Annotated in this window: 22 protein-coding genes and 2 other RNA genes; 4 read left to right on the forward strand and 20 right to left on the reverse strand. The window is 66.1% G+C overall.

Annotated elements, in window-relative coordinates; translation table 11 throughout:
• Window positions 1-30: 30 nt before the first annotated feature.
• From U1763_RS04245 to U1763_RS04295, 11 genes are all read right to left on the reverse strand, one after another.
• Window positions 31-2,001 (reverse strand): energy transducer TonB, encoded by a 1,971-nt coding sequence (locus U1763_RS04245; RefSeq protein WP_332754227.1) that lies wholly within the window; start codon window positions 1,999-2,001, stop codon window positions 31-33.
• A 48-nt stretch (window positions 2,002-2,049) separates the two neighbouring features.
• Window positions 2,050-2,434: RNase P RNA component class A (rnpB, locus tag U1763_RS04250), an RNA gene on the reverse strand.
• Between the two features lie 11 nt (window positions 2,435-2,445).
• Window positions 2,446-3,135, reverse strand: coding sequence for an N-acetylmuramoyl-L-alanine amidase (locus U1763_RS04255; protein ID WP_332754228.1), 690 nt, complete (start codon window positions 3,133-3,135; stop codon window positions 2,446-2,448).
• Window positions 3,132-3,311 (reverse strand): hypothetical protein, encoded by a 180-nt coding sequence (locus U1763_RS04260; protein WP_332754229.1) that lies wholly within the window; start codon window positions 3,309-3,311, stop codon window positions 3,132-3,134. Before U1763_RS04260 ends, U1763_RS04255 begins: the two co-directional genes overlap by 4 nt.
• Before the next feature lie 98 nt (window positions 3,312-3,409).
• The gene (locus U1763_RS04265; protein ID WP_332754230.1) at window positions 3,410-4,267 is read right to left on the reverse strand and encodes a CheR family methyltransferase; all 858 of its coding nucleotides are present in this window, start codon (window positions 4,265-4,267) and stop codon (window positions 3,410-3,412) included.
• Window positions 4,264-5,421, reverse strand: coding sequence for a chemotaxis-specific protein-glutamate methyltransferase CheB (gene cheB / locus U1763_RS04270; protein WP_332754231.1), 1,158 nt, complete (start codon window positions 5,419-5,421; stop codon window positions 4,264-4,266). The genes U1763_RS04265 and cheB overlap by 4 nt, the downstream gene beginning before the upstream one ends.
• 13 nt (window positions 5,422-5,434) lie before the next feature.
• Window positions 5,435-5,800 carry a response regulator gene (locus tag U1763_RS04275; RefSeq protein ID WP_132740051.1) on the reverse strand — a complete coding sequence of 122 codons (366 nt, stop codon included), beginning with the start codon at window positions 5,798-5,800 and terminating at the stop codon, window positions 5,435-5,437.
• 75 nt (window positions 5,801-5,875) lie between these two features.
• Window positions 5,876-6,304 (reverse strand): chemotaxis protein CheW, encoded by a 429-nt coding sequence (locus U1763_RS04280; RefSeq protein WP_332754232.1) that lies wholly within the window; start codon window positions 6,302-6,304, stop codon window positions 5,876-5,878.
• Window positions 6,301-8,586, reverse strand: coding sequence for a chemotaxis protein CheA (locus U1763_RS04285; protein WP_332754233.1), 2,286 nt, complete (start codon window positions 8,584-8,586; stop codon window positions 6,301-6,303). The genes U1763_RS04280 and U1763_RS04285 overlap by 4 nt, the downstream gene beginning before the upstream one ends.
• A gap of 105 nt (window positions 8,587-8,691) precedes the next feature.
• Complete coding sequence (locus U1763_RS04290) at window positions 8,692-9,336, reverse strand: histidine phosphotransferase family protein (protein WP_132896805.1); 645 nt, start codon at window positions 9,334-9,336, stop codon at window positions 8,692-8,694.
• Between the two features lie 195 nt (window positions 9,337-9,531).
• On the reverse strand, window positions 9,532-9,975 hold the full coding sequence (locus U1763_RS04295) for a M67 family metallopeptidase (RefSeq protein WP_332754234.1): 444 nt from the start codon (window positions 9,973-9,975) through the stop codon (window positions 9,532-9,534).
• A 17-nt stretch (window positions 9,976-9,992) separates the two neighbouring features.
• Between U1763_RS04295 and U1763_RS04300 the strand changes: the two genes are divergently transcribed.
• Genes U1763_RS04300 through mtgA form a run of 4 tightly spaced genes read left to right on the forward strand, consistent with a single transcriptional unit; the run spans window position 9,993 to window position 13,857 of the window.
• Window positions 9,993-10,940, forward strand: coding sequence for an RluA family pseudouridine synthase (locus U1763_RS04300; RefSeq protein ID WP_332754235.1), 948 nt, complete (start codon window positions 9,993-9,995; stop codon window positions 10,938-10,940).
• Window positions 10,941-10,997: 57 nt separating this feature from the next.
• On the forward strand, window positions 10,998-11,900 hold the full coding sequence (gene rpoH / locus U1763_RS04305) for an RNA polymerase sigma factor RpoH (RefSeq protein WP_056048373.1): 903 nt from the start codon (window positions 10,998-11,000) through the stop codon (window positions 11,898-11,900).
• Between the two features lies 1 nt (window position 11,901).
• Window positions 11,902-13,173: a flavin monoamine oxidase family protein gene (locus U1763_RS04310; RefSeq protein WP_332754236.1), complete on the forward strand. Its 1,272-nt coding sequence runs from the start codon at window positions 11,902-11,904 to the stop codon at window positions 13,171-13,173.
• A gap of 9 nt (window positions 13,174-13,182) precedes the next feature.
• Window positions 13,183-13,857 carry a monofunctional biosynthetic peptidoglycan transglycosylase gene (gene mtgA, locus U1763_RS04315; protein WP_332754237.1) on the forward strand — a complete coding sequence of 225 codons (675 nt, stop codon included), beginning with the start codon at window positions 13,183-13,185 and terminating at the stop codon, window positions 13,855-13,857.
• 201 nt (window positions 13,858-14,058) lie between these two features.
• Here mtgA and U1763_RS04320 read toward each other — a convergent pair whose 3' ends face one another.
• The 9 genes from U1763_RS04320 to U1763_RS04360 form a co-directional block, all read right to left on the reverse strand.
• On the reverse strand, window positions 14,059-14,301 hold the full coding sequence (locus U1763_RS04320; protein WP_056048365.1) for a hypothetical protein: 243 nt from the start codon (window positions 14,299-14,301) through the stop codon (window positions 14,059-14,061).
• 80 nt (window positions 14,302-14,381) lie between these two features.
• On the reverse strand, window positions 14,382-14,705 hold the full coding sequence (locus U1763_RS04325) for a YbaB/EbfC family nucleoid-associated protein (protein ID WP_093399186.1): 324 nt from the start codon (window positions 14,703-14,705) through the stop codon (window positions 14,382-14,384).
• Window positions 14,702-16,396, reverse strand: coding sequence for a DNA polymerase III subunit gamma/tau (locus U1763_RS04330; RefSeq protein WP_332754238.1), 1,695 nt, complete (start codon window positions 16,394-16,396; stop codon window positions 14,702-14,704). Before U1763_RS04330 ends, U1763_RS04325 begins: the two co-directional genes overlap by 4 nt.
• A 200-nt stretch (window positions 16,397-16,596) precedes the next feature.
• Window positions 16,597-16,694, reverse strand: an RNA gene (gene ffs, locus U1763_RS04335) — signal recognition particle sRNA small type.
• Between the two features lie 57 nt (window positions 16,695-16,751).
• Complete coding sequence (locus tag U1763_RS04340) at window positions 16,752-16,991, reverse strand: hypothetical protein (protein ID WP_132740078.1); 240 nt, start codon at window positions 16,989-16,991, stop codon at window positions 16,752-16,754.
• Between the two features lie 80 nt (window positions 16,992-17,071).
• The gene (locus U1763_RS04345; protein WP_207894179.1) at window positions 17,072-17,386 is read right to left on the reverse strand and encodes a hypothetical protein; all 315 of its coding nucleotides are present in this window, start codon (window positions 17,384-17,386) and stop codon (window positions 17,072-17,074) included.
• A 124-nt stretch (window positions 17,387-17,510) separates the two neighbouring features.
• Window positions 17,511-17,816 (reverse strand): 2Fe-2S iron-sulfur cluster-binding protein, encoded by a 306-nt coding sequence (locus tag U1763_RS04350; RefSeq protein ID WP_332754239.1) that lies wholly within the window; start codon window positions 17,814-17,816, stop codon window positions 17,511-17,513.
• Window positions 17,813-18,898 (reverse strand): cysteine desulfurase family protein, encoded by a 1,086-nt coding sequence (locus tag U1763_RS04355; protein WP_332754240.1) that lies wholly within the window; start codon window positions 18,896-18,898, stop codon window positions 17,813-17,815. The genes U1763_RS04350 and U1763_RS04355 overlap by 4 nt, the downstream gene beginning before the upstream one ends.
• Window positions 18,895-19,914 carry a cysteine desulfurase family protein gene (locus U1763_RS04360; RefSeq protein WP_332754241.1) on the reverse strand — a complete coding sequence of 340 codons (1,020 nt, stop codon included), beginning with the start codon at window positions 19,912-19,914 and terminating at the stop codon, window positions 18,895-18,897. Before U1763_RS04360 ends, U1763_RS04355 begins: the two co-directional genes overlap by 4 nt.
• Window positions 19,915-19,972 lie beyond the last annotated feature (58 nt).

Consider the following 19,972-nt stretch of genomic DNA (forward strand, 5'->3'; position numbering starts at 1 on the left):
CCACAAGGGGGAGGATCATGAAGCAATACTTCACCCCGGCATCTTGAACCGCACCTGCTGCGACAGCCCGCCGCAGCCGACACCGCCATCGGGGCGGAAGGTCTTGCTCCAGCGTGCGCCCGCCACCGTCTGCACGCCCGCCTTGGTGAATACGAACGGCGGATAGCTGAGTACCGCGCGTTGGTTGAGTACCCGGCCGTTGGCATCGACGTCGAACTGCGTCTTGGTCCAGCCTTCGAAGCCCCAGGCCATCGCCTCGTTCGGGAAGACGCCGCCCGCCGACAGGAAGTGCGGCGGCGCATCGAGGATCGCGCACTGGTTCGCGGCCAGCCCCGACCGCTCGAACGTCGCGCGCGCGGTTGCGGTTTCGCCTGCCTGTTGCTGAAGCGACGCGAGACGGATCAGTGCACCGACCCGCAACGGATCGTTCGCGGCGAGCCCCTTGTCGTCGGCCACCTGCTGCAGCAGCACCGCGCGGCGACTGCGCGAATAGGTCCGCTCGGCGATCAGCAACAGGATCGCGGACCGCGCCTTGGGATCGTTCGCGTACGCCGGGACCGACAGCAGCGGCGTTAGCCCGCGCGCGTAGACTTCGTTCTTCCAGTTGTCCGCGCTGTCGGTCTGGCGGACGCTGATATCCAGCGGCAGCCGTGCGGTCGGCGGCGCGCCCTGCGCCTCGGCGATCGCGAGCGCCCGCCGTGCGAGGACGTTGCTCTCCTCGCGCCCGACCACCGCATTGTTCACGAGTTGATAAAGCGGTGGCAGCGCGGCGAGCGAAGTGGCGCCGGACTTCGCCTCCGCTGCGGCGAGCGCCGCGCGTTGGCGGACGACGGCGACCGCATCCGCGCCGCGCTCCTCGGTCGGCAGCGCAAGCCCCTTCGATTCGAGCCACGTCGCCATGTCGGCGTCGAGGAACTTGGTGATCGACGGACGCTCGAACGCGGTCGAACAGCGCATCTCGATCCGGACGTTGTAGCGGAAGAACGCCGGTAGCGCCTTGACCTGTTCGGGCGTCCACGACCAGTCGCGAACCGCGCGCGCGAACTCCAGCGCAACCGCACCGCCCCCCGCCGCATAGATCGGCGAGACCCTGCTCACCACGCCGTCGTCGCCGATCGTGAACTCGACGACCGCCATGTCCGCCGGGCGCAGATCGGCCTCGCCACCGCACGGCGGGACGTCCATCTGTACCGCCGGATCGAACTCGCCCTTGGTCAGCCGGCCCGCCCCGGTCATCGCCATGTAGCGGCGCGCGTCGTCCGCCTTGCCTGCCAGCAGCGAAGCGATCGCCGCATCGGAGCGCGCGGAAACGTCGGTCAAGTCGGTCTGCGAGGTCAGGCCACCGAGTTGCTTGACGGCCTCGACCGCATAGGCACGCGCCGGTTCGTAGGCGCCACGGTTGAGCAGCAGGATCGCGTGACGACGCGCGACCAGCGCCTTCAGCTTGCCATCAGTCTTTAGCGGCTTCAGCAACGCATCCGCGCGGGCGAGCGCGGCATCCGCGGCGGCGGGGTCGGTAAACGTCTTGGTGTTCGCCAGCGCCAGCATCGATGCGACTTTCAGGTCGGGCGTATCGGCGGCGGTCTCGGCGCTCGCGTAGGAATCGCTCGCCCCCGCGTAGTCGAGCGCGTTTTCCGCAATGGTGCCGAGATTGTAATTCGCCCGCCAGCGATCCTCGGCAAGCGTCGCATCGCTCGCCGGCAACAAGGCAAGCCCGGCGCGCGCCGCGGTCACCGCATCGTCGGACCGATCGAGCTTGAAAAGCGCGGCACTTTTACGGATCAGCGCGACGCCGCGGCTGCGCGAGCCGGGCTTGGTGCGCGCCTCGAGCTTCTGCCACGCGGCGAGCGCGGCGGGCTTGTCGCCCTTCGCATCAAGCGCCGCGGCGGTGTCGAAATCCTGTTGTACGGTGGTGGTCGCTGGCGGAGCCCCCGTCTGCGCCGACGCTGCGGTCATCGCCATCACGCCAACACTCAGCACGCCGAAATTTCCGAAACGCATCACTTCCCCCGACGTAGTTCCGCCGCAGTCTGCTACGGTTCGGGGAAGGATGCCAGAGGGTCTGTAAGCCGGGTTCTGTCCATTTCCGATCCTTCGATACGGAAGTTAGGCGACCATTCCTCTAGGACGACGGTTACCCGCCGCCTCAAGCAATCAACCCGGGTGACGAGCTGAAACGAAGCCCATGTGCCACCCCTATTCGATCTTGCTCCCGGTGGGGTTTGCCGTGCCGCCCCTGTTACCAGGCGCGCGGTGCGCTCTTACCGCACCCTTTCACTCTGACCGTCCCGACCGAAGCCGAGGGTTGGCCGTCTGCTCTCTGTGGCACTTTCCCTGAGGTCACCCTCGCCGGGCGTTACCCGGCACCGTCGTTTCGCGGAGCCCGGACTTTCCTCGCGTGTTCGAAAACACCCGCGGCCGCCCGACCCTCTGGCGCGCAGACCCCTAGTCGTCGCCCATCGGTTTGGGAAGCAGCAATGCGAGCAGGATGCAGCGACATTCCGCGTCGACTTCACCATCGACCAATTCCGGACGGAAGCGGCGCTGGAACGCCATCGTCGCCGCCATCCGGTTCTCGACGTCGTAGCCGAAGCGTTCAAGCGCCAAGCAAAAGCCGCCCTCGGTCCAGCCAGGATCCATAAGGTTCTTGGTAGGCCTGGGCAGCGCCAGCCGCCGTCGCGCGAGTTCATGCCACGGAAACAGTTCGCCCGGATCGCGTTTGCGGGTCGGCGCGATGTCCGAATGGCCGACGATGTTGCCGCGGGTAATTTCGTGGCGGTCCTTGATCTCCGCGACCAGCGCCACGACCGATGCGATCTGTTCGGGCGGGAACGGGCGATAGCCGAACTCGTGACCAGGATTGACGATCTCGATGCCGATGCTTGCCGAGTTGATGTCCTCGATCCCGCGCCAATGCGAGCGGCCGGCATGCCAGGCGCGCTTATCTTCCGCGACCATCCGCAGGACGGTGCCATCCTCCTCGACCAGGTAATGCGACGACACCTTCGCCGCCGGATCGCGCAGCCGGGCAATCGCCGACGCGCCGTCTTGCATGCCGGTATAGTGGAGGACGATCATCGTAATGGGTCGCGAACGATCGTCGAAATTGGGTGACGGTGTCTCGATAAACTTCAAGCCAGCTTCCCTTCACGCCGTTCGGCCAAGCCGACGCCACTCTGCGCCCCACGGATCACGACGCGTGCGACACCGCGCAGTGTCAGGCCACCGCCTGCCGACATCAATAGCGTTAACGGACTGCCAACGTAATAGGCTCCGACGAACGGCCGGATGATCGGCGCGGCGACTATCATCAGTGCCGCCGAGCGCTCACCCTCGCGGTTTCATCCGGGGCATCACGGCGTCCTTGCACCGCTCTCTTGCCGTTACGCCGTGCCGTGACTCACGTTCATCATTTCGTGGATCGGGTGCGGGGGTCTTTGGTGTTCACCTGATAAAAACCGCGAAATTCGCGGCTTGGTTCGAACGCGCTGGTCTGGCCGATAACCGTCTCACCGGCGCCGAGCACGAGCTTGCCGCCCGGGTTGAGCGCGTCGGCGAACTTGGGAAACACGCCGGTCTTGGTTTCGGTCGACAGGTACAGCAGCACGTTGCGGCACAGGATGATGTCGAACCGTCCCGGCGGGGGCTGATCGGACACCAGGTTCATGCGTCGGAAGGTGATCAGCTTGACCAGCTCGGGTTTCGCCACCCAGTCGCTGCCGGTCGTATCGAACCAGCGAATCATCCGCCGTACGGGCAGCCCGCGCTGGATCTCGAATTGCGAGAAGCGCCCCGCCCGCGCACGCGCCAGCGCGGCTTCGGACACGTCGGTGGCAATGATCTCAGGCATCGGCGCGCCGCTAGCGGCATGTCGTTCGGCAAACACCATCGCCAGCGACAACGGCTCCTGCCCGGTCGAGCACCCCGCGCACCAGATCCGGACGCGGCGACGGTCCGATTGCGCCGCAGCGACCGCCTCGACCAGCTGGTCGAAAACCAGCGCATCGCGGAAAAACGAGGTTTCCTGATTGACCAGCGCGTCGACGATCCGGTCGCCGATCAACCGGTCGCTGCCTTCGAGCAACTGCGTCACCAACTGGTCGAGCGTGTCGAGCTTCCGATCGCGCAGCAGCGGTTTCAGCGCGGTATCGAGACGCCACGAACGATAGGCCGCGATCTGCTGGCCGGTACGTGCCTCGAGCAGCGCGGTCAGCACGTTGATCGCGGTCTGCGACGCAACGATCGGCATGGACTTGGCGAGCGTCATGGCCGGCGCCGCGTCGCGATGAGGCGACCGATCGCATCGGGTGGCAAAACCGCATCGGCGACACCCGTTGCCGCGACCGCGCCCGGCATACCCCAGACGACCGAGCTCTGCTGATCCTGGGCAACGACGCACCCGCCGAGATCGTGAACGCGACGCGCGCCCTCTGCCCCGTCGCGTCCCATTCCGCTGAGGACGATTGCGATCATGCGCGGGCCATAGACCTCGGCGATCGACGCCAGCATAGGATCGACCGACGGCATGCAACCGCTCGCGGCGAAATCCTGGGTGAGGCGAAACGCCGCGCCATCCGCGCCGAGCGCGACGCATTTGAGATGCGCATCGCCCGGCGCGACGATGATGCGGCCCGGACGCACCCGCAATCGATCGGTCGCCACCTCGCACGGGCGGCCGGCGATCAAGGCGATCTGCGCGGCGAAATACGGCATGAACGATGCTGGCAAATGCTGCGTGATGACGATCGGGAGGCGAAACTCGGTCGGGAGTTCGCGAAAAAGCTGGCTGAGCGCATGAATGCCGCCGGTCGACGCGCCGATCGCGACGATGTCGTACTCGTCGCTCGTCACTGCCCGGACCCGGGGCGAGGCCGATACCGACTGCGCCGGCCGTCGCTCGGGATGCGCTGGCCTCGGGCCCGAAGCCGGCGGGCGGACCAGTATCGCGGGCGGCATCAGCGCCGGACGTTCGCACAGGCGTTCGAGCTTGCCGACGAGCGCCAGGCCGAACCGGCCGGACAGGGCACCCGCCGATGGCTTGATCAACGTTTCGGCAGCCCCGAGCGCCAGCGCCTGGACCGACGCCGCGGCGCCATCGTCGGCGGAGGACGACACGATCAGCACCTTGGCCCCCTGCCCCGCGGCAATAAGATCCGGCAGCGCGGTCAGGCCGTCGACGCCCGGCATCTCGATATCCAGCAAGATGAATTCCACCGTCGCGCGTGCCAGAAACTCGAGCGCCGCCTTGGCCGTACCGACCGCGCCGACGACCGAAAAGCGATCGCTGGCGTCGATCAGTCGCGCGATCACCGCCCGGGCGACCACCGAGTCATCGACGATCAGGACTCGTGCGAACCCGTTGATAGACTGACCGTCATGGTCTCGATCGAGCCGCGGAACTGGAGGGGAGCGACTGGCCATCGTCCGGGCCGGATCAGGCCATGCCGACGATCTGGAGCTTAGATTCGAGCGTGTCGCGATCGAACGGCTTCATGACATATTCGTCCGCCCCCGCTTCGATCGCCGCGCGAATATACGCCATGCCGTTCTCGGTCGTACAGAACACGACTTTCGGACGGCTCGGGATATCGGCTTCCCGCAGCGCGCGCAGAAAGTCCATGCCGCTCATCACCGGCATGTTCCAGTCGAGCAGGATCACGTCGGGGATCGACGCCAAGCACGATGCCAGGGCCTCGCGGCCGTCACAGGCTTCGGTCACGGTGAAGTCGAGCGTCTCCAGGATGTGACGCGCGACCTTGCGGATCACCTTGGAGTCATCGACGACGAGACAGGTCTTCATGGAAAGCCTTCCGGGGAAAATCGTTGGGACGGTCTACGCAGAAAAGCGTAAGCACCCGGTTAAGTGAGAGAAAATTCAGGCGGCTAGTGCAGTGTCGGAGATGACCGCCGCCAGATCGAGAATCAGCAGCGGTTCGCCATCGCGCTCGACGATGCCGATGCCCGCCGAGGCCCAACCACGATGCAGCGCCAATCCAGACGATAGCGGCAGTCGGGCGAACGGCGCGACATCCTCGACCGAATCGACCAGGATCGCGTAATGGTGGCCCTCGACGGCGGTGATGACCGCGCGCCTCGCGCTAGCCGGGGTCGGCTCCAGCCCCAGCGCGGTACCGGTATCGATCACCGTCACCACCCGGCTGCGCAATGCCGCCAGTCCGCGGACAAAGGCCTCCGCCCGCGGTACCGCGACGATCTCGCCGATATCCACCACCGAGTCGACCTGTGCGGCGGCAATCGCGACGCCGCGACCCGCGATATGCGCCACCAGGAACAATTCGCTCACATCGCCCTCCGTGCCGCGAGTGCGGCGATCAATGCCGGCCGATCGTACCGATAGATGCTCGAATCGTCGTCATGATCGGCGGTCGGTGTCCGCCGCAGTGTCACCACCGGCGCCATCGTATCGCGAACCGGAGCGTCCTCCATCGCCAGCGCCACCGCGGCGGTCTCGCCCGTCGCCAGCGCCGTGACGCAGCGATAGCCCGACGCCTCGAGCGCAGGCTTCAGGAACGTCTCCATCCAGCCCGATCCATCGACCTGCAACAGACATACCGGCAGCGACGCCAGCGTCACTGGCTGGCCCGCGAACAGCGCATGCGGATCGACCAGCTCGATCTGCTCACCGGCGATCGATACGACCCCGGCGATCGGCCCGGTGCCCCGTGCGGGTGCCATCTCGGCAGGCAGCGCGACGATCTCGATCGCCTCGGCAATCGCATACGCCATTTCGCTCTCGCCGTCGGTCAGCCGCAACACGGCCACCTCGGTGCGCGCGCCAAGTTCGGCGACCGCATGGAGGGGAATGATCGTATCGCCGACCGACAAGCGCATCGCCCCGCCCGACCAGCGGATCGCGTCGGTCGGGACCGGCTCGACGCGATCGATAACCGCCAGCGCGATCGCCCGACGCTGGCCATCGAGATCGTCGAACAGCAAGGCGGGCACACCCGGCACGACCTCCTCGACCTGTGCAGAAACCGACGCGACCGGCGTGAAACGCAAGCCCGCGACCGCCGCGATCCCGGCAGCGTCGAGCAACAGCATCGGCAGGCCGTTGTCGGGCAAGGTCTTGCCCGCATAGACGCCGGTCGCCATCACGGCGGGAGAGGCAGGCTTTACGACGAGCTCTTCGGTGTCGAGCACGGTATCGACACCGAGTGCGTAATCACCTTCACGCGTCGAGACGATCACCAACGTCGGCGGCGCGTCGCTATTCAGATCGAGAAGGTGGCCGAGCGAAACCAGCGGCATCCGCTTGCCGCGTACCGTGACGGTGGCAGCATCACCGATCGTGTCGATCCGCACCTGATCACCGCGAACCATGACGATCTCCTCGATCGCCTGGCGCGGCAGCGCGAACCGCTGCGAGCCGACGCCGACGATGATCGTCGACAGGATCGACAGCGTCAGCGGCACATGGATGACGATCCGCAAACCCCGACCCGGATCGTTGGTCAGCACGACGCGTCCACCGATCTGTTCGATATTGGCGCGCACGACGTCCATGCCGACGCCACGACCCGAGATCGCGGTCACCGTGTCGCGGCTCGACAGACCGGGCGCGAAGATCAGATCGAGCTTTGCCGCCTCGCTCATCAGCGCAAGCTCGGCAACGCCGTACAAGCGCTTTTCCGCCGCCTTGGCGACGATCCGCGCGACGTCGATGCCTTTGCCGTCATCGGCAATCTCGATGAGGATCTGGTTGCCCGACTGCCGCGCGGACACGACCAGTCGTCCGGTCATCGGCTTACCCGCGGCACGCCGCTCGGCCGGTGTCTCGATCCCATGATCGATCGCGTTGCGGATAATGTGGCCGAGCGGGTCGCGCATCAGCTCGATCATCTCGCGGTCGAGCTCGACATCGGCGCCCTCGATCACGAGGTCGACGCTTTTGGCGAGCTCCGCACTGGTGTCTCGAACCAGCCGAGGCAGTGCCGAGAACAGCGCATCGACCTTTTGCATCCGCGTCCGCGTGACGGTGTCGCGCATGTCGGCAACCGTCAGCGACAACCGTTCGAGCGCCGCTTCGACCTGCGGATCGACATCGCTGTCGCGCAGTCGGCGGGCGAGCTCGTTGCGCGCCAGCACCATCTCGGACATGCCGCTCATCATGTGATCGAGCAGGTCGACATTCAGGCGGACGCTGCGGCTGACAGCACGATTTTGCGGGGCGGCGGGGGCCTGCGCGCAAGGCTGTGCATCGGGCGCGAGGGCCGCGATCAACAGGTCCTCGTCGGAATTGTCGAGCGATGCGCCGGCGGCGATCGCCTCGACGATAGCCCCGATCCGGTCGACGATCCCCAGGACCGCGTTGACGAGCGCAGTATCGGGCGTGCGCTTGCCATCGCGGACCGCGGCGAGAACATCCTCTGCAGCGTGGCTGAGGCGCGCGAGGCGTGGCAGGTCGAGGAACCCGCAGCTGCCCTTGACGGTGTGGACGAAGCGGAAGATCGCGTCGAGACGCCCCTGGTCGGCGGGCGCGGCTTCCCATGCGACGATTTCGCCGGAGATCGCCTCCAGCGTTTCGCGCGTCTCGGCAATGAATTCCTGTAGCAAATCGTCCATGCGAGCCCCGCGTTCGAGGCCTGTCATGCATGGCGGAGGTTAAGAGGCCGTTAGCTCGACTTCTCAATCCTCCCCCGCCAAAGGGATCGCGGAAGACCGCGCGCTTTACCGCGCGTTGAACACGGCGCCGAAGATCATGATCCCCTCGGCGGGTTCGGACACGATCACTGTGCCGCCTGCATCGGTCACCAGCGTGTTGATCATGTACGCCGCTGCTGCGCGCGGCGTGACCGCATGCGCGCCCGCGCCTTCGACCAGTGTCCGGCGGATCTCGGGATCGAGTACGATCCGTCCCCCCTCGACCTTCACCACGATCTCGAGCTGGCCCTCGTTATCCTCGCCACCGACCTCCATCGTGCCGCCCCGAACGAGCGACTCGGTCGCGATCAGGACGAGGTTGAGCAGCACCTTGACCGCCGACTTGGGCATCGCGGACGCCTCGACCGCCCAGACGAACGTGATCCGCTTGTTCTCGGCAACCAGCCCCTCGATCGCATTGCGCGCCTCGTGCGTGTCGACCAGTTCACCGAACCCGCCGGCCGCCCCGAAAGCCAGTCGGAAGAACTTCAGCTTGCTGGCGGACGCGCGCGCGCTGTCGGCCAGCAATTGCATGACGCGCTCGCGCATCGCCGGATCGGTCTCGTCGGCGAGCAGTTCCAGCCCGTTGTTGAGCGCCCCTACCGGCGACAGCAGGTCGTGGCACAGGCGCGAACACAGCAGACTCGCGAAATCGACCGGGCTGACCGTCATGAAAATCCCCTAATTCTGGAGCGTCTTGTGGCGGGGGTGCGGACGGCGCGCAAGGGTGGTTGGATCGGCGAGAGGCAGCGCATTGCAGAGCGTTGCAACATGCTCCCACCCCAGCATGCCCCACCTCAGCATGCCCCACCCCGGCGCAGGCCGGGGCCCAATTGGGGAACATCGCTAACTAAACGCTGCGCTCCGTTACTCCGACCTTCCCAATTGGGCCCCGGCCTTCGCCGGGGTGGAGATGTCTCTGATACGCTCAATAGCCTCCTCGACGAACGCACCGACATCCACCGATCGCCACGCACGCGCCTTACCCCCGCCCAGTATCACCCACACCGCCCCGTCTCCCATCGCCTGCGCCGCATCCCGCGGAGACGGGATAGGCACACCCGACGGATGCGAATGATAATGCCCGACCACGCTGGGCCCTCCCCCCCGCGCTCGTCGATGCGCCGCGAACAACGCCTTCGGATCGATCTCGAACGTCCGCGCCGGATCGGTCGCGACATTCGCGCACGCCTCCGCCGCCTCGATCCGCCTCGCCGTCCCGAACAGCAGCCCACAAATTTCCGCGTCGGGCGACGCGGTCGCCGCGGCAACAACTTGTGTCAGCACTTCGCTTGAAATCGTCACGCTCATCGCCACATCGCTACGACATGGACCGGGGGGTTTCCATCGTCGAAGCATCGATCACGCCGGCCACCGATGGCTGGAGGCTCGACCGTGCGCTCGCCGAAGTGCTGCCGGACATGTCGCGCGAGCGGCTTAAGGCACTTATCGCGGCGGGCCAGGTCACGCTCGACGGCCGCGAATGGCGTGACTCGGCTAAGAAAGCCGCCGCGGGCCAGGTTTTCGCGGTTGCGATCCCGCCGCCGACGCCGCTTCACAACGAAGCGCAGGATATCCCGCTCGTCGTCGCCTATGAGGACGACGACCTGATCGTGATTGACAAGCCAGCCGGCCTCGTCGTCCATCCCGCTGCGGGCAATTTCGACGGGACGCTGGTCAATGCGCTGCTCCACCACTGCGCCGGCAATTTGTCGGGCATCGGTGGCGTCGCGCGACCGGGCATTGTCCACCGCATCGACAAGGACACGTCGGGGCTGATGATCGCCGCGAAGACCGACCGCGCGCACGAAGGTCTGGCGAAGCAATTCCACGACCACAGCATCGACCGCCGCTACAAAGCGATCGTCGGTGGCATCCCGCGCCCGCCAAGCGGGACGGTCGACGCACCGCTCGCGCGAAGTCCCCAGAACCGCAAGAAGATCGCGATCGTCGAGGGCGGCAAGCGCGCGGTGACGCATTTCTCGACCATAAAGGCATTGCGCAAGGCGGCACTGATCGAGTGTCGGCTCGAAACCGGGCGGACGCATCAGGTCCGTGTGCACATGGCGTCGATCGGTCACGCGTTGCTCGGGGACCCGGTCTATGGTAGAACAAATCAAGCTCAGAAGTCGCTGCTCGAAACGATCGGTTTCCGCCGGCAAGCCTTGCACGCGGCGCATCTGGGGTTCATCCATCCGGTGAATAGCATCGCTTTGGCGTTCGAAAGCGAAATGCCCGCAGACATGCAGGAACTGTTCACCCAGCTTGACGTATAGATAATCGACACCATGCCGCAGTGCGGCAATCGGGGTCAGCAGAAAGGGATTACGACCATGGCAGCCCGCTCCAACGTTCCAGCGACGATTCCTGCGCTCGGCAGCGAAGCAGGGCTCAATCGCTATCTTGCCGAGATCAAGAAATTCCCGCTCCTTAAACCCGAGCAGGAATATATGCTCGCCAAGCGTTTCCAGGAGCACGGTGACACCGAGGCCGCGGCGCAGTTGGTCACGTCGCATCTTCGCCTCGTGGCGAAGATCGCGATGGGGTATCGCGGCTATGGCCTGCCGACCTCGGAGCTGATCTCCGAGGGCAATATCGGCCTGATGCAGGGCGTGAAGAAGTTCGAGCCCGAGCGTGGCTTCCGTCTCGCGACATATGCGATGTGGTGGATCCGCGCGTCGATCCAGGAGTATATCCTGCGCTCGTGGAGCCTCGTGAAGATGGGCACCACCGCCGCGCAGAAGAAGCTGTTCTTCAACCTGCGCCGGATGAAGAGCCGCCTCGATGCGTTCGAGGACGGCGATCTGCGCCCCGAGCACGTCACCAAGATCGCCACCGATCTGGGTGTCGCAGAGACCGACGTCGTCAGCATGAACCGGCGCATGGCGATGGGGGGCGACACGTCGCTCAACGTGCCTATGCGTGAGGATGGCGAAGGCCAGTGGCAGGACTGGTTGCAGGATGACGCGCCGTTGCAGGACAAGATCGTCGCCGATGCGCAGGAGGCGGATGTTCGCCACTCGATGCTGGTGTCGGCGATGGACGACCTTAACGAGCGCGAGCAGCATATCCTGACCGAGCGCCGCCTGACCGACGATCCCAAGACGCTTGAGGAATTGTCGCAGGTCTACGGCGTGTCGCGCGAGCGTGTGCGGCAGATCGAGGTGCGGGCGTTCGAGAAGCTGCAAAAGGCGATGATGCGCATTGCCGGCGAAAAGCGCCTGCTGGCGGCTTAACGTGGTACGCACCGTCGTCATCGGCGGCGGTGCGGCCGGTATCGCTGCGACGCGGACTTTGCACGATGCGGGCCATGATGTGTTGTTGGTCGAGGCCAGCGATCGTCTGGGCGGCAGAGCCAAAAGTCTACCCTTAGCCTGCTTGATCCCCCGCGAAGGTGGGGGCCCAGACTGGCCCCCCGCCTTCGCGGGGGACCATGTCGACGCCGGTTGCGGCTGGCTACACTCCGCCCAACGCAACCCATGGACCAACATCGCTGAGACTTCTGGCTTCACCGTAGATCGTTCCGACGCAAACTGGCGCACCCAGTGGCGCGATCTCGGCTTCTCGCCCGCAGACCAAGCCTCATCCGCCGATGCGTACGCAACCTGGAACAAGCGCGCTCTCGCTGCCCTAGAAGGTGCCGACCGCCCTCTCTCCGACTTCATTGGCCCCAACGACAAATGGCGCCCAAAGATCGACGCGATCTCCGGCTACGCAAATGGTGCGAACCTCAGCGAGGTCTCGCTCCACGACTGGGCAGCGTACGAGGAAGCCTCGACCGACGATAATTGGACGGTGAAGGAAGGCTACGGCACGCTTGTCGCCAGTCACGCCACGAGCCTGAACGTTCGCCTCTCGACGCTTGTAACGCGCATTGATCACAGCGGCCATCGCATCAAACTCGACACCCCCGCCGGCACGATCGAGGCGGACCACGTCATCGTCTGCGTCCCCACCACCGTCCTCGCCAAGTCGCAGATCGTCTTCGATCCACCCCTCCCCGACAAGCATGCCGCCGCCGCCGACCTCCCGCTTGGGCTCGCGGACAAGGTATTTCTCCTTGTCGACCGCCCCGAATGGTCGACAAACGCGCATCTGGTGGGCAATCCATACAGCGCCTGCACCGCCAGCCACCGCCTGTCGCCGTTCGGCTGGCCGATCGTCGAGAGCTTCTTCGGCGGCGACTGCGCGGAGATGCTGGAGGACCGCGACGCCGCGCGGTTCGCGATCGACGAACTTGTCGGCCTGCTCGGCAGCGATTGGCGCAAGCGCTTCACCCCGCTCGCTGCAACCCGCTGGCGGCACGAACCCAATATCGGCGGCAGCTACAGTCATGCGCGAATTGGCAGGGCCGGGCAGCGCGCCGTCCTCGCTGCCTCCGTCGACGGCCGGATCCACTTCGCCGGCGAAGCATGCCACTCGTTCGACTTCTCCACCGCACATGGGGCGTATGAAACCGGCGTTGCGGCCGCGCGCGCGGTGATTGGCGAGCCTGCTACGATCGCATAAGGAGCGCCGATGGGCTTCTTCCGCATTTTCGCCAAGATCGTCTTCGGGTTCGTCCTGATTACCGTCGCCTGGGTCGGCATCTATCGGTTCGTGCCGGTGCCGTTCACCTGGACGATGATGGGCGACGTGCTCAATGGCCACGGCGTGACGAAGGACTGGATGCCGCTATCCGAGATGGACCCCGACATGGCGCGCGCGGCGATCGCGGGCGAGGATTCACGGTTCTGTTCGCATCACGGCTTTGATTTCAAGGCGATGGCGGGGGCGGCGGCGCGCAATGCGCAGGGCGGCCGGATCCGCGGCGGCTCGACGATCAGCCAGCAGACCGCGAAGAACGCGTTCCTGTTCCAGGGCGGCGGTTATGTGCGGAAGGCGTTCGAGGCGTATTTCACCGTGCTGATCGAGGCGCTGTGGCCGAAGCGGCGGATCATGGAGGTGTATCTCAACATCGCCGAGACCGGGATCGGAACGTACGGCGCGAACGCCGGGGCGATCCGGTATTTCAATCACGATGCGTCGCGACTGTCGCCGACGGAGGCGGGGCGGATTGCCGCCGTCTTGCCGTTGCCCAAGAAGCGGGCGGCGATCGATCCTCATGGTTTCGTGCGCAAGCATGGGAACACGCTGTCGCGGCGGGTTTCGGTGGTTCGGAACGACGGGTTGGATAGCTGTCTGCAATCCTGAATTAGGAATACCCAAACCGAAACCCGCACCCCAGCGGAAGCTGGGGGTATCCACGTGGCGCATCGTGCGCGCCGTGGAGGGATATCCCAGCTTTCGCTGGGATGACGGAGGGCGGACGGATCTAAGTGCCCCCCTGTTCTCCCGCGCAGGCGGTAGAACAGTCCGGGTCCCCGCCCTTGCAGGGAAAACATCTAGGAGCCTTTACTGCGTCGACTTCTCGACCGCGTCACCGGCCTTGTCGGCTGCACTGCCTACGCTCTTTGCCGCCGAGGTGATCGCGGCGTCCTTGCTGTTCTGCGCGCCTTGGCGGCTGAACAGGTAATAGCCACCGATCAGGACCGCGATCAGCAGGACGATGCCGATCAGCATGCCGCTGCCGCCGCCACGGCGTTCGATGATCGTGGTGTGGGTGGTCGGGGTTTCGACGATACGCTCTTCGGCCATTTTGACTCTCCCTGATTACTGGAGAGCGCAACGCCGGCCGAAGAGCGATTGTTCCCGCCCCGAAACGAACCCGATTTGGTTCAGAACGGCAGCTTAAAGCCTGGCGGCAGTTGCAGGCCACTCGTCATTTTCGACATCTCGCTCCCTGACACCGCATCCGCCTTGGCACGCGCGTCGTTGAACGCCGCCGTCAGCAGGTCCTCGAGCATCTGCTTCTCGCTCACCTGCATCAGCGAATCGTCGATCGCGATGTTGATGATACGGCCCTTGGCGGACGCCTTCACCTTGACGAGGCCGCCACCGGACGCGCCCTCGACCTCGATCGTGTCGAGATTGGCCTGCGCCTTTTCCATCTCGTTCTGGACGTTCTGCGCCATGGCGAGGATTTCATCGATATTCTTCATGCGTTGCTCCTTTGGCCGGGCCACGATTCGAGCTGGGCGTCGGGAAACGCTGCCACCGCGGCCTTCATGATGGGGGATTCGAGAATAGCCTGGCGCACCGCGGCGTCGGCGGCGTCCTGCGCCTCACGTAGCGTCGGCTCGCCGGGGGCGTCGACGATCGACACTTTCCAGGCGGTCCGCGTCACCGTCTTCAACAGTGTGTTGAGTTCGGCGAGCGTGTCGGCCGAGACCGGGCGACTGCCGCTGAGCGCGAATTCGGGCGGCGCATAGCTTACGACGCGGGCACCGTGACGAAGGCGCGCGGCGATCGCGAGGCCGCCCGATTCGTCGAGGAGATCGACCAGCGCCTCGAACGTCGGCGGCAGGATCGGGCCGGTCGCGACGGGTTCGGGCGCCTTCGCAGCGGATCCAGCGTTCCAGGGCGGCGCTTCGGCGGACGGGGGTGTAGATGGTGGCGGCGCCGTTGGTGCAGCCGCGGGGGTCGCACCGCTGGCGATCTGCCGCGCTAACTCACCGGGGTCGGGCAGCGTCGAGGCATAGATCGCGCGTAACAGCGACATCTCCGCGGCCTCGATCGGCAGCGCGGCCTTCGCGACCTCGTCATGACCCTTGAGGAACAGCTGCCATAGGCGGTGCAGCGCGGGAAAGCCGAGCGATGCCGCCCATTCCTCGCGTGCCGCACGCTCTTCCATCGGCTGCGCAGCGTCCGCGGGCGTGCCGACCTTCGTCAGCGTGATGCCGTGGACGGTTTCGAGCAGCGAGCGCAGCACCGACAGCGGGTCGACGCCGTAATCATATTGGCGGCGCATCGAGGCGAGCGCCCCTGCCCCGTCGCCGGCCAGGATCAGCGTCAGCAGGTCGCGCACCGCGCCGCGATCCGACAGGCCGAGCATCTGGCGAACCGCGTCGGCGGTCACGCCGCCGCCTTCAAGCCCGGCATGCGCAATCGCCTGGTCGAGGATCGACAAACCGTCGCGCGCGGAGCCTTCCGCGGCGCGCGCGATCAGCATCAGCGCCTCGGGGTCGGCGACGACGCCCTCTTCTGTCGAGACCCAAGCGAAATGCTTGGCAAGCTGTTCGGCGGAGATGCGGCGGAGGTCGAAGCGCTGGCAGCGCGACAGGACCGTCACCGGAACCTTGTTCACTTCCGTGGTCGCGAACAGGAATTTCACATGGGGCGGCGGCTCCTCCAGCGTCTTCAGCAGCGCGTTGAACGCGTTCTTCGACAGCATGTGGACTTCGTCGATGATGTAGATCTTGAAGCGCGCGGTGACCGCCGAATAGCGCGACGCGTCGATAATCTCGCGGACGTCGTCGACACCGGTATGGCTGGCGGCGTCCATCTCGATCACGTCGATATGGCGGCCCTCGGCGATCGCGCGGCAGGGTTCGCAGACGCCGCAGGGATCGATCGTCGGGCCGCCCTCGCCGTCGGGGCCGATGCAGTTGAGGGCCTTGGCGATCAGGCGCGCGGTCGAGGTTTTCCCCACGCCGCGGACGCCGGTCATCAGGAAGGCGTGGGCGAGCCGGTCGCGCTTGATCGCGTTGCCGAGCGTCTGGACCATCGCGTCCTGCCCGATCAGCTCGGAAAAGGTCTGCGGCCGGTATTTGCGCGCGAGCACGCGGTAGGCGGGGGCGTCCGGCGTTTTCACCGGCTGCGGGGGTTCGCCCAGGTCGAATGAATCTGACATTGCGGTCGATATAGGCGGTTTGACAGGCGGTGTCGAAGGGCTAGCGAACCCTTTCTGTTCCCTCGCGGACGCGAGGGTCCGCGGTTTGGGATGCTATCTGCTTTTTTTATATCAGAAGATCAGAAGTGCGCTGCGGCTAAGCCGCATCGTCAGACGGTGCCTTGCACCGCTGGCCGCGCTCACGTTTGCTTGCAAAAGTTCACGGTGGGAGCCGGGACGACCCGTGGCTTAGTCGTTGTGGCTGCTTCCTTCCGGATCTGACCAAGTTGGCGACGACCACGTCCGCCCGACTCCCGCGGCGCATATGGCGGGGTCGGGCGGGATGATCAAGGCGCTTTAATACGAGCGCCCTGACTTAGCGGTTGTAGCGGACCGTGCGGCAGACGCGCTGGCGGTGATGGTTGCGGTACACGTTGCGGCAGACCTGGCGCGTGCGAACGACGTGACGACGGTAACCGGGGCGACGGTCGTTGTGACGCACGACGGTACGCTCATGGACGACAGTGCGCTGTGCCGAAGCCTCGGCGGCGATGCCGACGGGGGCAAGGCCGGTGAGCGCGACGAGACCGGCGGCGGCGAGCGTGAACAACTTCATGATATTCTCCTGCTGGTGCGGGCTCTGCGAAACCCGGCAACCTATGTTATCAAACTAAGCGCGGTCGTTACGGTTCCGTATCAGCGGTGGAAACAGCGACGAACCGGGCCATAATAACCGCGCTCTATCCGGCAGACGACGCGCGATCGACCGTAGCCGCGCGGGCCTCGATAGCCGTAGCCGCCACCACGATAGCCGCCCCGGTATCCGCGATACCCGTGGCGGGGGCCGTCCCAGCCGCGCCGTCCATGCCAGCCGCGATCGCCGCGGGGGCCATGCCAGCCGTGGCCGCCACGCGGGCCGTCCCAGCCGTGGCGCTGGGCATCGGCGGGGGCCGAAGCGAACAGCGTTCCCGCGGCCAACGCGCCAGCGGCGAACATTGCGATGATCTTCATGTCCGGTACTCCTCTCAAGACCTCGTACATTGAGGCGATGAGGAGATAATCCGCTTCCGGCGGTGGACGTTTCCTGAACCGGCCGTTGTCTTCCTGTAAGCTTTGCTGACCTAGTTGGGCTGACCTAACCGGGAATGCGCACGGTCAAACCATCGAGCGCGTTCGTCAGCCGAATCTGACAGGCGAGACGGCTGGTGCGCGTCGCGTTGTGCGCGAGATCGAGCATGTCCTCCTCGTCCTCGCTTGCCGGTGGCAGGCAGGCAAAATCGGCGGGATCGACGATGACGTGGCAGGTCGCGCAGGATAGCTGGCCTTCGCAGGTGCCTTCGAGCGGCTGGTCATGCGCCTGCGCTGCGTCGAGCAGGCGGTCGCCGGGGCTTGCCGCGGCCAGCGTAACGGTGCCGTCGCGGGCGATGAAGCGGACGATCATGGCCATTGCGCCTCGGCTGCGGCGACGATCGCATCGATCGCGTCGCGGAGTTCGGTCTCATTGGTGTAGCGGCCGAAGCCGAGCCGGATGCTGGCGCGTGCTTGGGCTTCGGTGAGGCCGATCGCGCGAAGGACGTGGCTGGAGCGGCCCGAACCGCTGGCGCAGGCGGAGCCGGCGGAGAAGGCGATGTCGCGTAGATCGGACATCAGGCGGTTTACGTCCAGGCCCTCACGGCGAATGTTGAAGTTGCCGTGGTAGCGGTGGTCGGTCGAGCCGTTGATCGTCCAGCCGGGGCCGAGGCGGTCGAGCGCGAGCGACCAGAGGCGGTCGATGTGCGCGGCGTCCTGGTCCTTGCGGTCGGCCATGAGTTGCGCGGCGACGCCGAAGCCTGCGCAGAGCGCGGGCGACAGCGTGCCGGAGCGGCCAGGCGCTTCCTGGCCGCCGCCGTGCATCAGCGGCGCGAGGTCGACGCCGTCGCGGATCCAGAGTGCGCCGATGCCTTTGGGGCCGTGGATCTTGTGCGCGGAGATGGCGACGAGGTCGACGGTGTCGGGAACGGGCACGCGGCCATAGCCTTGCACCGCGTCGCAGAGCATCAGCGCGCCGGCTGCGTGGGCGATCTCTGCAAGCGCGGCGACCGGCTGGATAACGCCGATCTCGTTGTTGACGAACATCGCGGCGACGAGACCGGTGCCGGGTTGAACTACGGCGCGGGCTTGGTCGAGGTCGACCACGCCGTCTGGGTTGACCGGGAGGATCGTGACCTGGCGCCCCCTCGCCGCTTCCGCTGCGACCGTGTCGAGGACGGCGGCGTGTTCGGTGGCGAGCGTGAGGATCGGGCCGATCGTGCCCTTGATCGCCCAGTTGAGCGCCTCGGTCGCGCCGCTGGTGAAGGCAACGCGGCCACCGGCGGGGAGCAGCGCGGCGACCTGATCGCGGGCGACTTCGACGGCGGCTTTGGCGCGGCGACCTTCGCGGTGGGGGGAATGCGGGTTGGCGTGCTGTGATTCGAGCCAGGGAAGCATGGCGGCGAGCGCTTCCGGCGCGAGCGGGGTGGTCGCCTGGTAGTCGAGGTAGGTCATGCGGCCCGCCTTATATCGGTGGCGATGCGCGTCCAGGCTTCGGCGAACTTCGCGACGTCGTCGGCGGTCGTGGTCCAGCCGAAGCTGACGCGGACGACTTCGCCGGCGGCTTCGGGGGAATAGCCCATTGCGGCTAGAACGTGGCTCGGACGCATGCTGCCCGACGAACAGGCGCTACCCGCTGACACGGCAAAGCCGGCCATGTCGAGGCGGATCAACTGAGCTGCAGAGCTGACGCTCGGCATGCGGTAGGAGGCTATCGTCGGGATGCGGGGGGATTTGTGCGCGAGGGTCTCACCGCCCCCAGAGAGGATCGCTTCGTCGAGCGTGGTGCGGAGGGCGGGCATGTCGGCGAACCAGTCGCGGGGGGCTTCGAGCGCGGCGGCGAAACCGAGCGCGCCGGGGAGGTTCTCGGTGCCTCCGCGATAGCCTCGCTCCTGCCCGCCAGTCGGGTCGAGCATGCCGAGATCGCGAACCAGCAGAGCACCGATGCCTGGGGGGCCGCCGAGCTTGTGAGCCGAGACGATGATGAGTTCGGCTTCGGGGAGTGGGAGCTTGCCGGCGGTCTGCGAGCAATCAGCGATCCAGAAGCCGGTAGGTCGCTCCTGCAGCACGCCGGTTTCACTGTTCGCGGACTGCAGCGCGATCGTCTCGGCGCCCTCTCCGTTCAGGACGATACCGCCGGCATCGACTTCCAGCATCACCGGCTGTTCCGCCGCTCGGAGAACCGCATCGTGTTCGACCGCTGCCACGCCGATACCCGGTCGACCCCGCATCGCGAGCGCCGCGGACTCGCTGGCGCCGCTCGTCAGGATTACGTGATACGGCCAGTCGAGCGCCTTGGCGATCCGCTTCCGCGCATTCTCCAGCGCCGCCCGCGCCGCGCGTCCCTCGGCATGCGGCGAGGACGGGTTCGCCCAGCGCGCCATGCCTTCCGTCACCGCTACCACTGCCTCTGGGCGCATCGGCGTGGTGGCGGCGTGATCGAGGTAGATGCGGGACAGGGTCGGTTCCAATTGCGGAAAGGGGCGTGTCGCCTATATAATGCAGATCACCCCGCACTCCACCCGAGTG

This window comes from Sphingomonas sorbitolis (genome assembly GCF_036663875.1).
GTDB lineage: Bacteria > Pseudomonadota > Alphaproteobacteria > Sphingomonadales > Sphingomonadaceae > Sphingomonas.

Excerpts from the sequence above, each read along its gene's own strand:
- mtgA (WP_332754237.1), top strand. The coding sequence starts at position 13,183 with ATGGGCTTCTTCCGCATTTTCGCCAAGATCGTCTTCGGGTTCGTCCTG.
- U1763_RS04345 (WP_207894179.1), bottom strand. The coding sequence starts at position 17,386 with ATGAAGATCATCGCAATGTTCGCCGCTGGCGCGTTGGCCGCGGGAACG.
- U1763_RS04320 (WP_056048365.1), bottom strand. The coding sequence starts at position 14,301 with ATGGCCGAAGAGCGTATCGTCGAAACCCCGACCACCCACACCACGATC.
- U1763_RS04340 (WP_132740078.1), bottom strand. The coding sequence starts at position 16,991 with ATGAAGTTGTTCACGCTCGCCGCCGCCGGTCTCGTCGCGCTCACCGGC.
- U1763_RS04275 (WP_132740051.1), bottom strand. The coding sequence starts at position 5,800 with ATGAAGACCTGTCTCGTCGTCGATGACTCCAAGGTGATCCGCAAGGTC.
- U1763_RS04350 (WP_332754239.1), bottom strand. The coding sequence starts at position 17,816 with ATGATCGTCCGCTTCATCGCCCGCGACGGCACCGTTACGCTGGCCGCG.
- rpoH (WP_056048373.1), top strand. The coding sequence starts at position 10,998 with ATGGCAGCCCGCTCCAACGTTCCAGCGACGATTCCTGCGCTCGGCAGC.
- U1763_RS04330 (WP_332754238.1), bottom strand. The coding sequence starts at position 16,396 with ATGTCAGATTCATTCGACCTGGGCGAACCCCCGCAGCCGGTGAAAACG.
- U1763_RS04290 (WP_132896805.1), bottom strand. The coding sequence starts at position 9,336 with ATGACGGTCAGCCCGGTCGATTTCGCGAGTCTGCTGTGTTCGCGCCTG.
- cheB (WP_332754231.1), bottom strand. The coding sequence starts at position 5,421 with ATGGCCAGTCGCTCCCCTCCAGTTCCGCGGCTCGATCGAGACCATGAC.
- U1763_RS04245 (WP_332754227.1), bottom strand. The coding sequence starts at position 2,001 with ATGCGTTTCGGAAATTTCGGCGTGCTGAGTGTTGGCGTGATGGCGATG.
- U1763_RS04300 (WP_332754235.1), top strand. The coding sequence starts at position 9,993 with ATGGACCGGGGGGTTTCCATCGTCGAAGCATCGATCACGCCGGCCACC.
- U1763_RS04265 (WP_332754230.1), bottom strand. The coding sequence starts at position 4,267 with ATGACGCTCGCCAAGTCCATGCCGATCGTTGCGTCGCAGACCGCGATC.
- U1763_RS04295 (WP_332754234.1), bottom strand. The coding sequence starts at position 9,975 with ATGAGCGTGACGATTTCAAGCGAAGTGCTGACACAAGTTGTTGCCGCG.
- U1763_RS04285 (WP_332754233.1), bottom strand. The coding sequence starts at position 8,586 with ATGGACGATTTGCTACAGGAATTCATTGCCGAGACGCGCGAAACGCTG.
- U1763_RS04355 (WP_332754240.1), bottom strand. The coding sequence starts at position 18,898 with ATGACCTACCTCGACTACCAGGCGACCACCCCGCTCGCGCCGGAAGCG.
- U1763_RS04325 (WP_093399186.1), bottom strand. The coding sequence starts at position 14,705 with ATGAAGAATATCGATGAAATCCTCGCCATGGCGCAGAACGTCCAGAAC.
- U1763_RS04260 (WP_332754229.1), bottom strand. The coding sequence starts at position 3,311 with ATGATAGTCGCCGCGCCGATCATCCGGCCGTTCGTCGGAGCCTATTAC.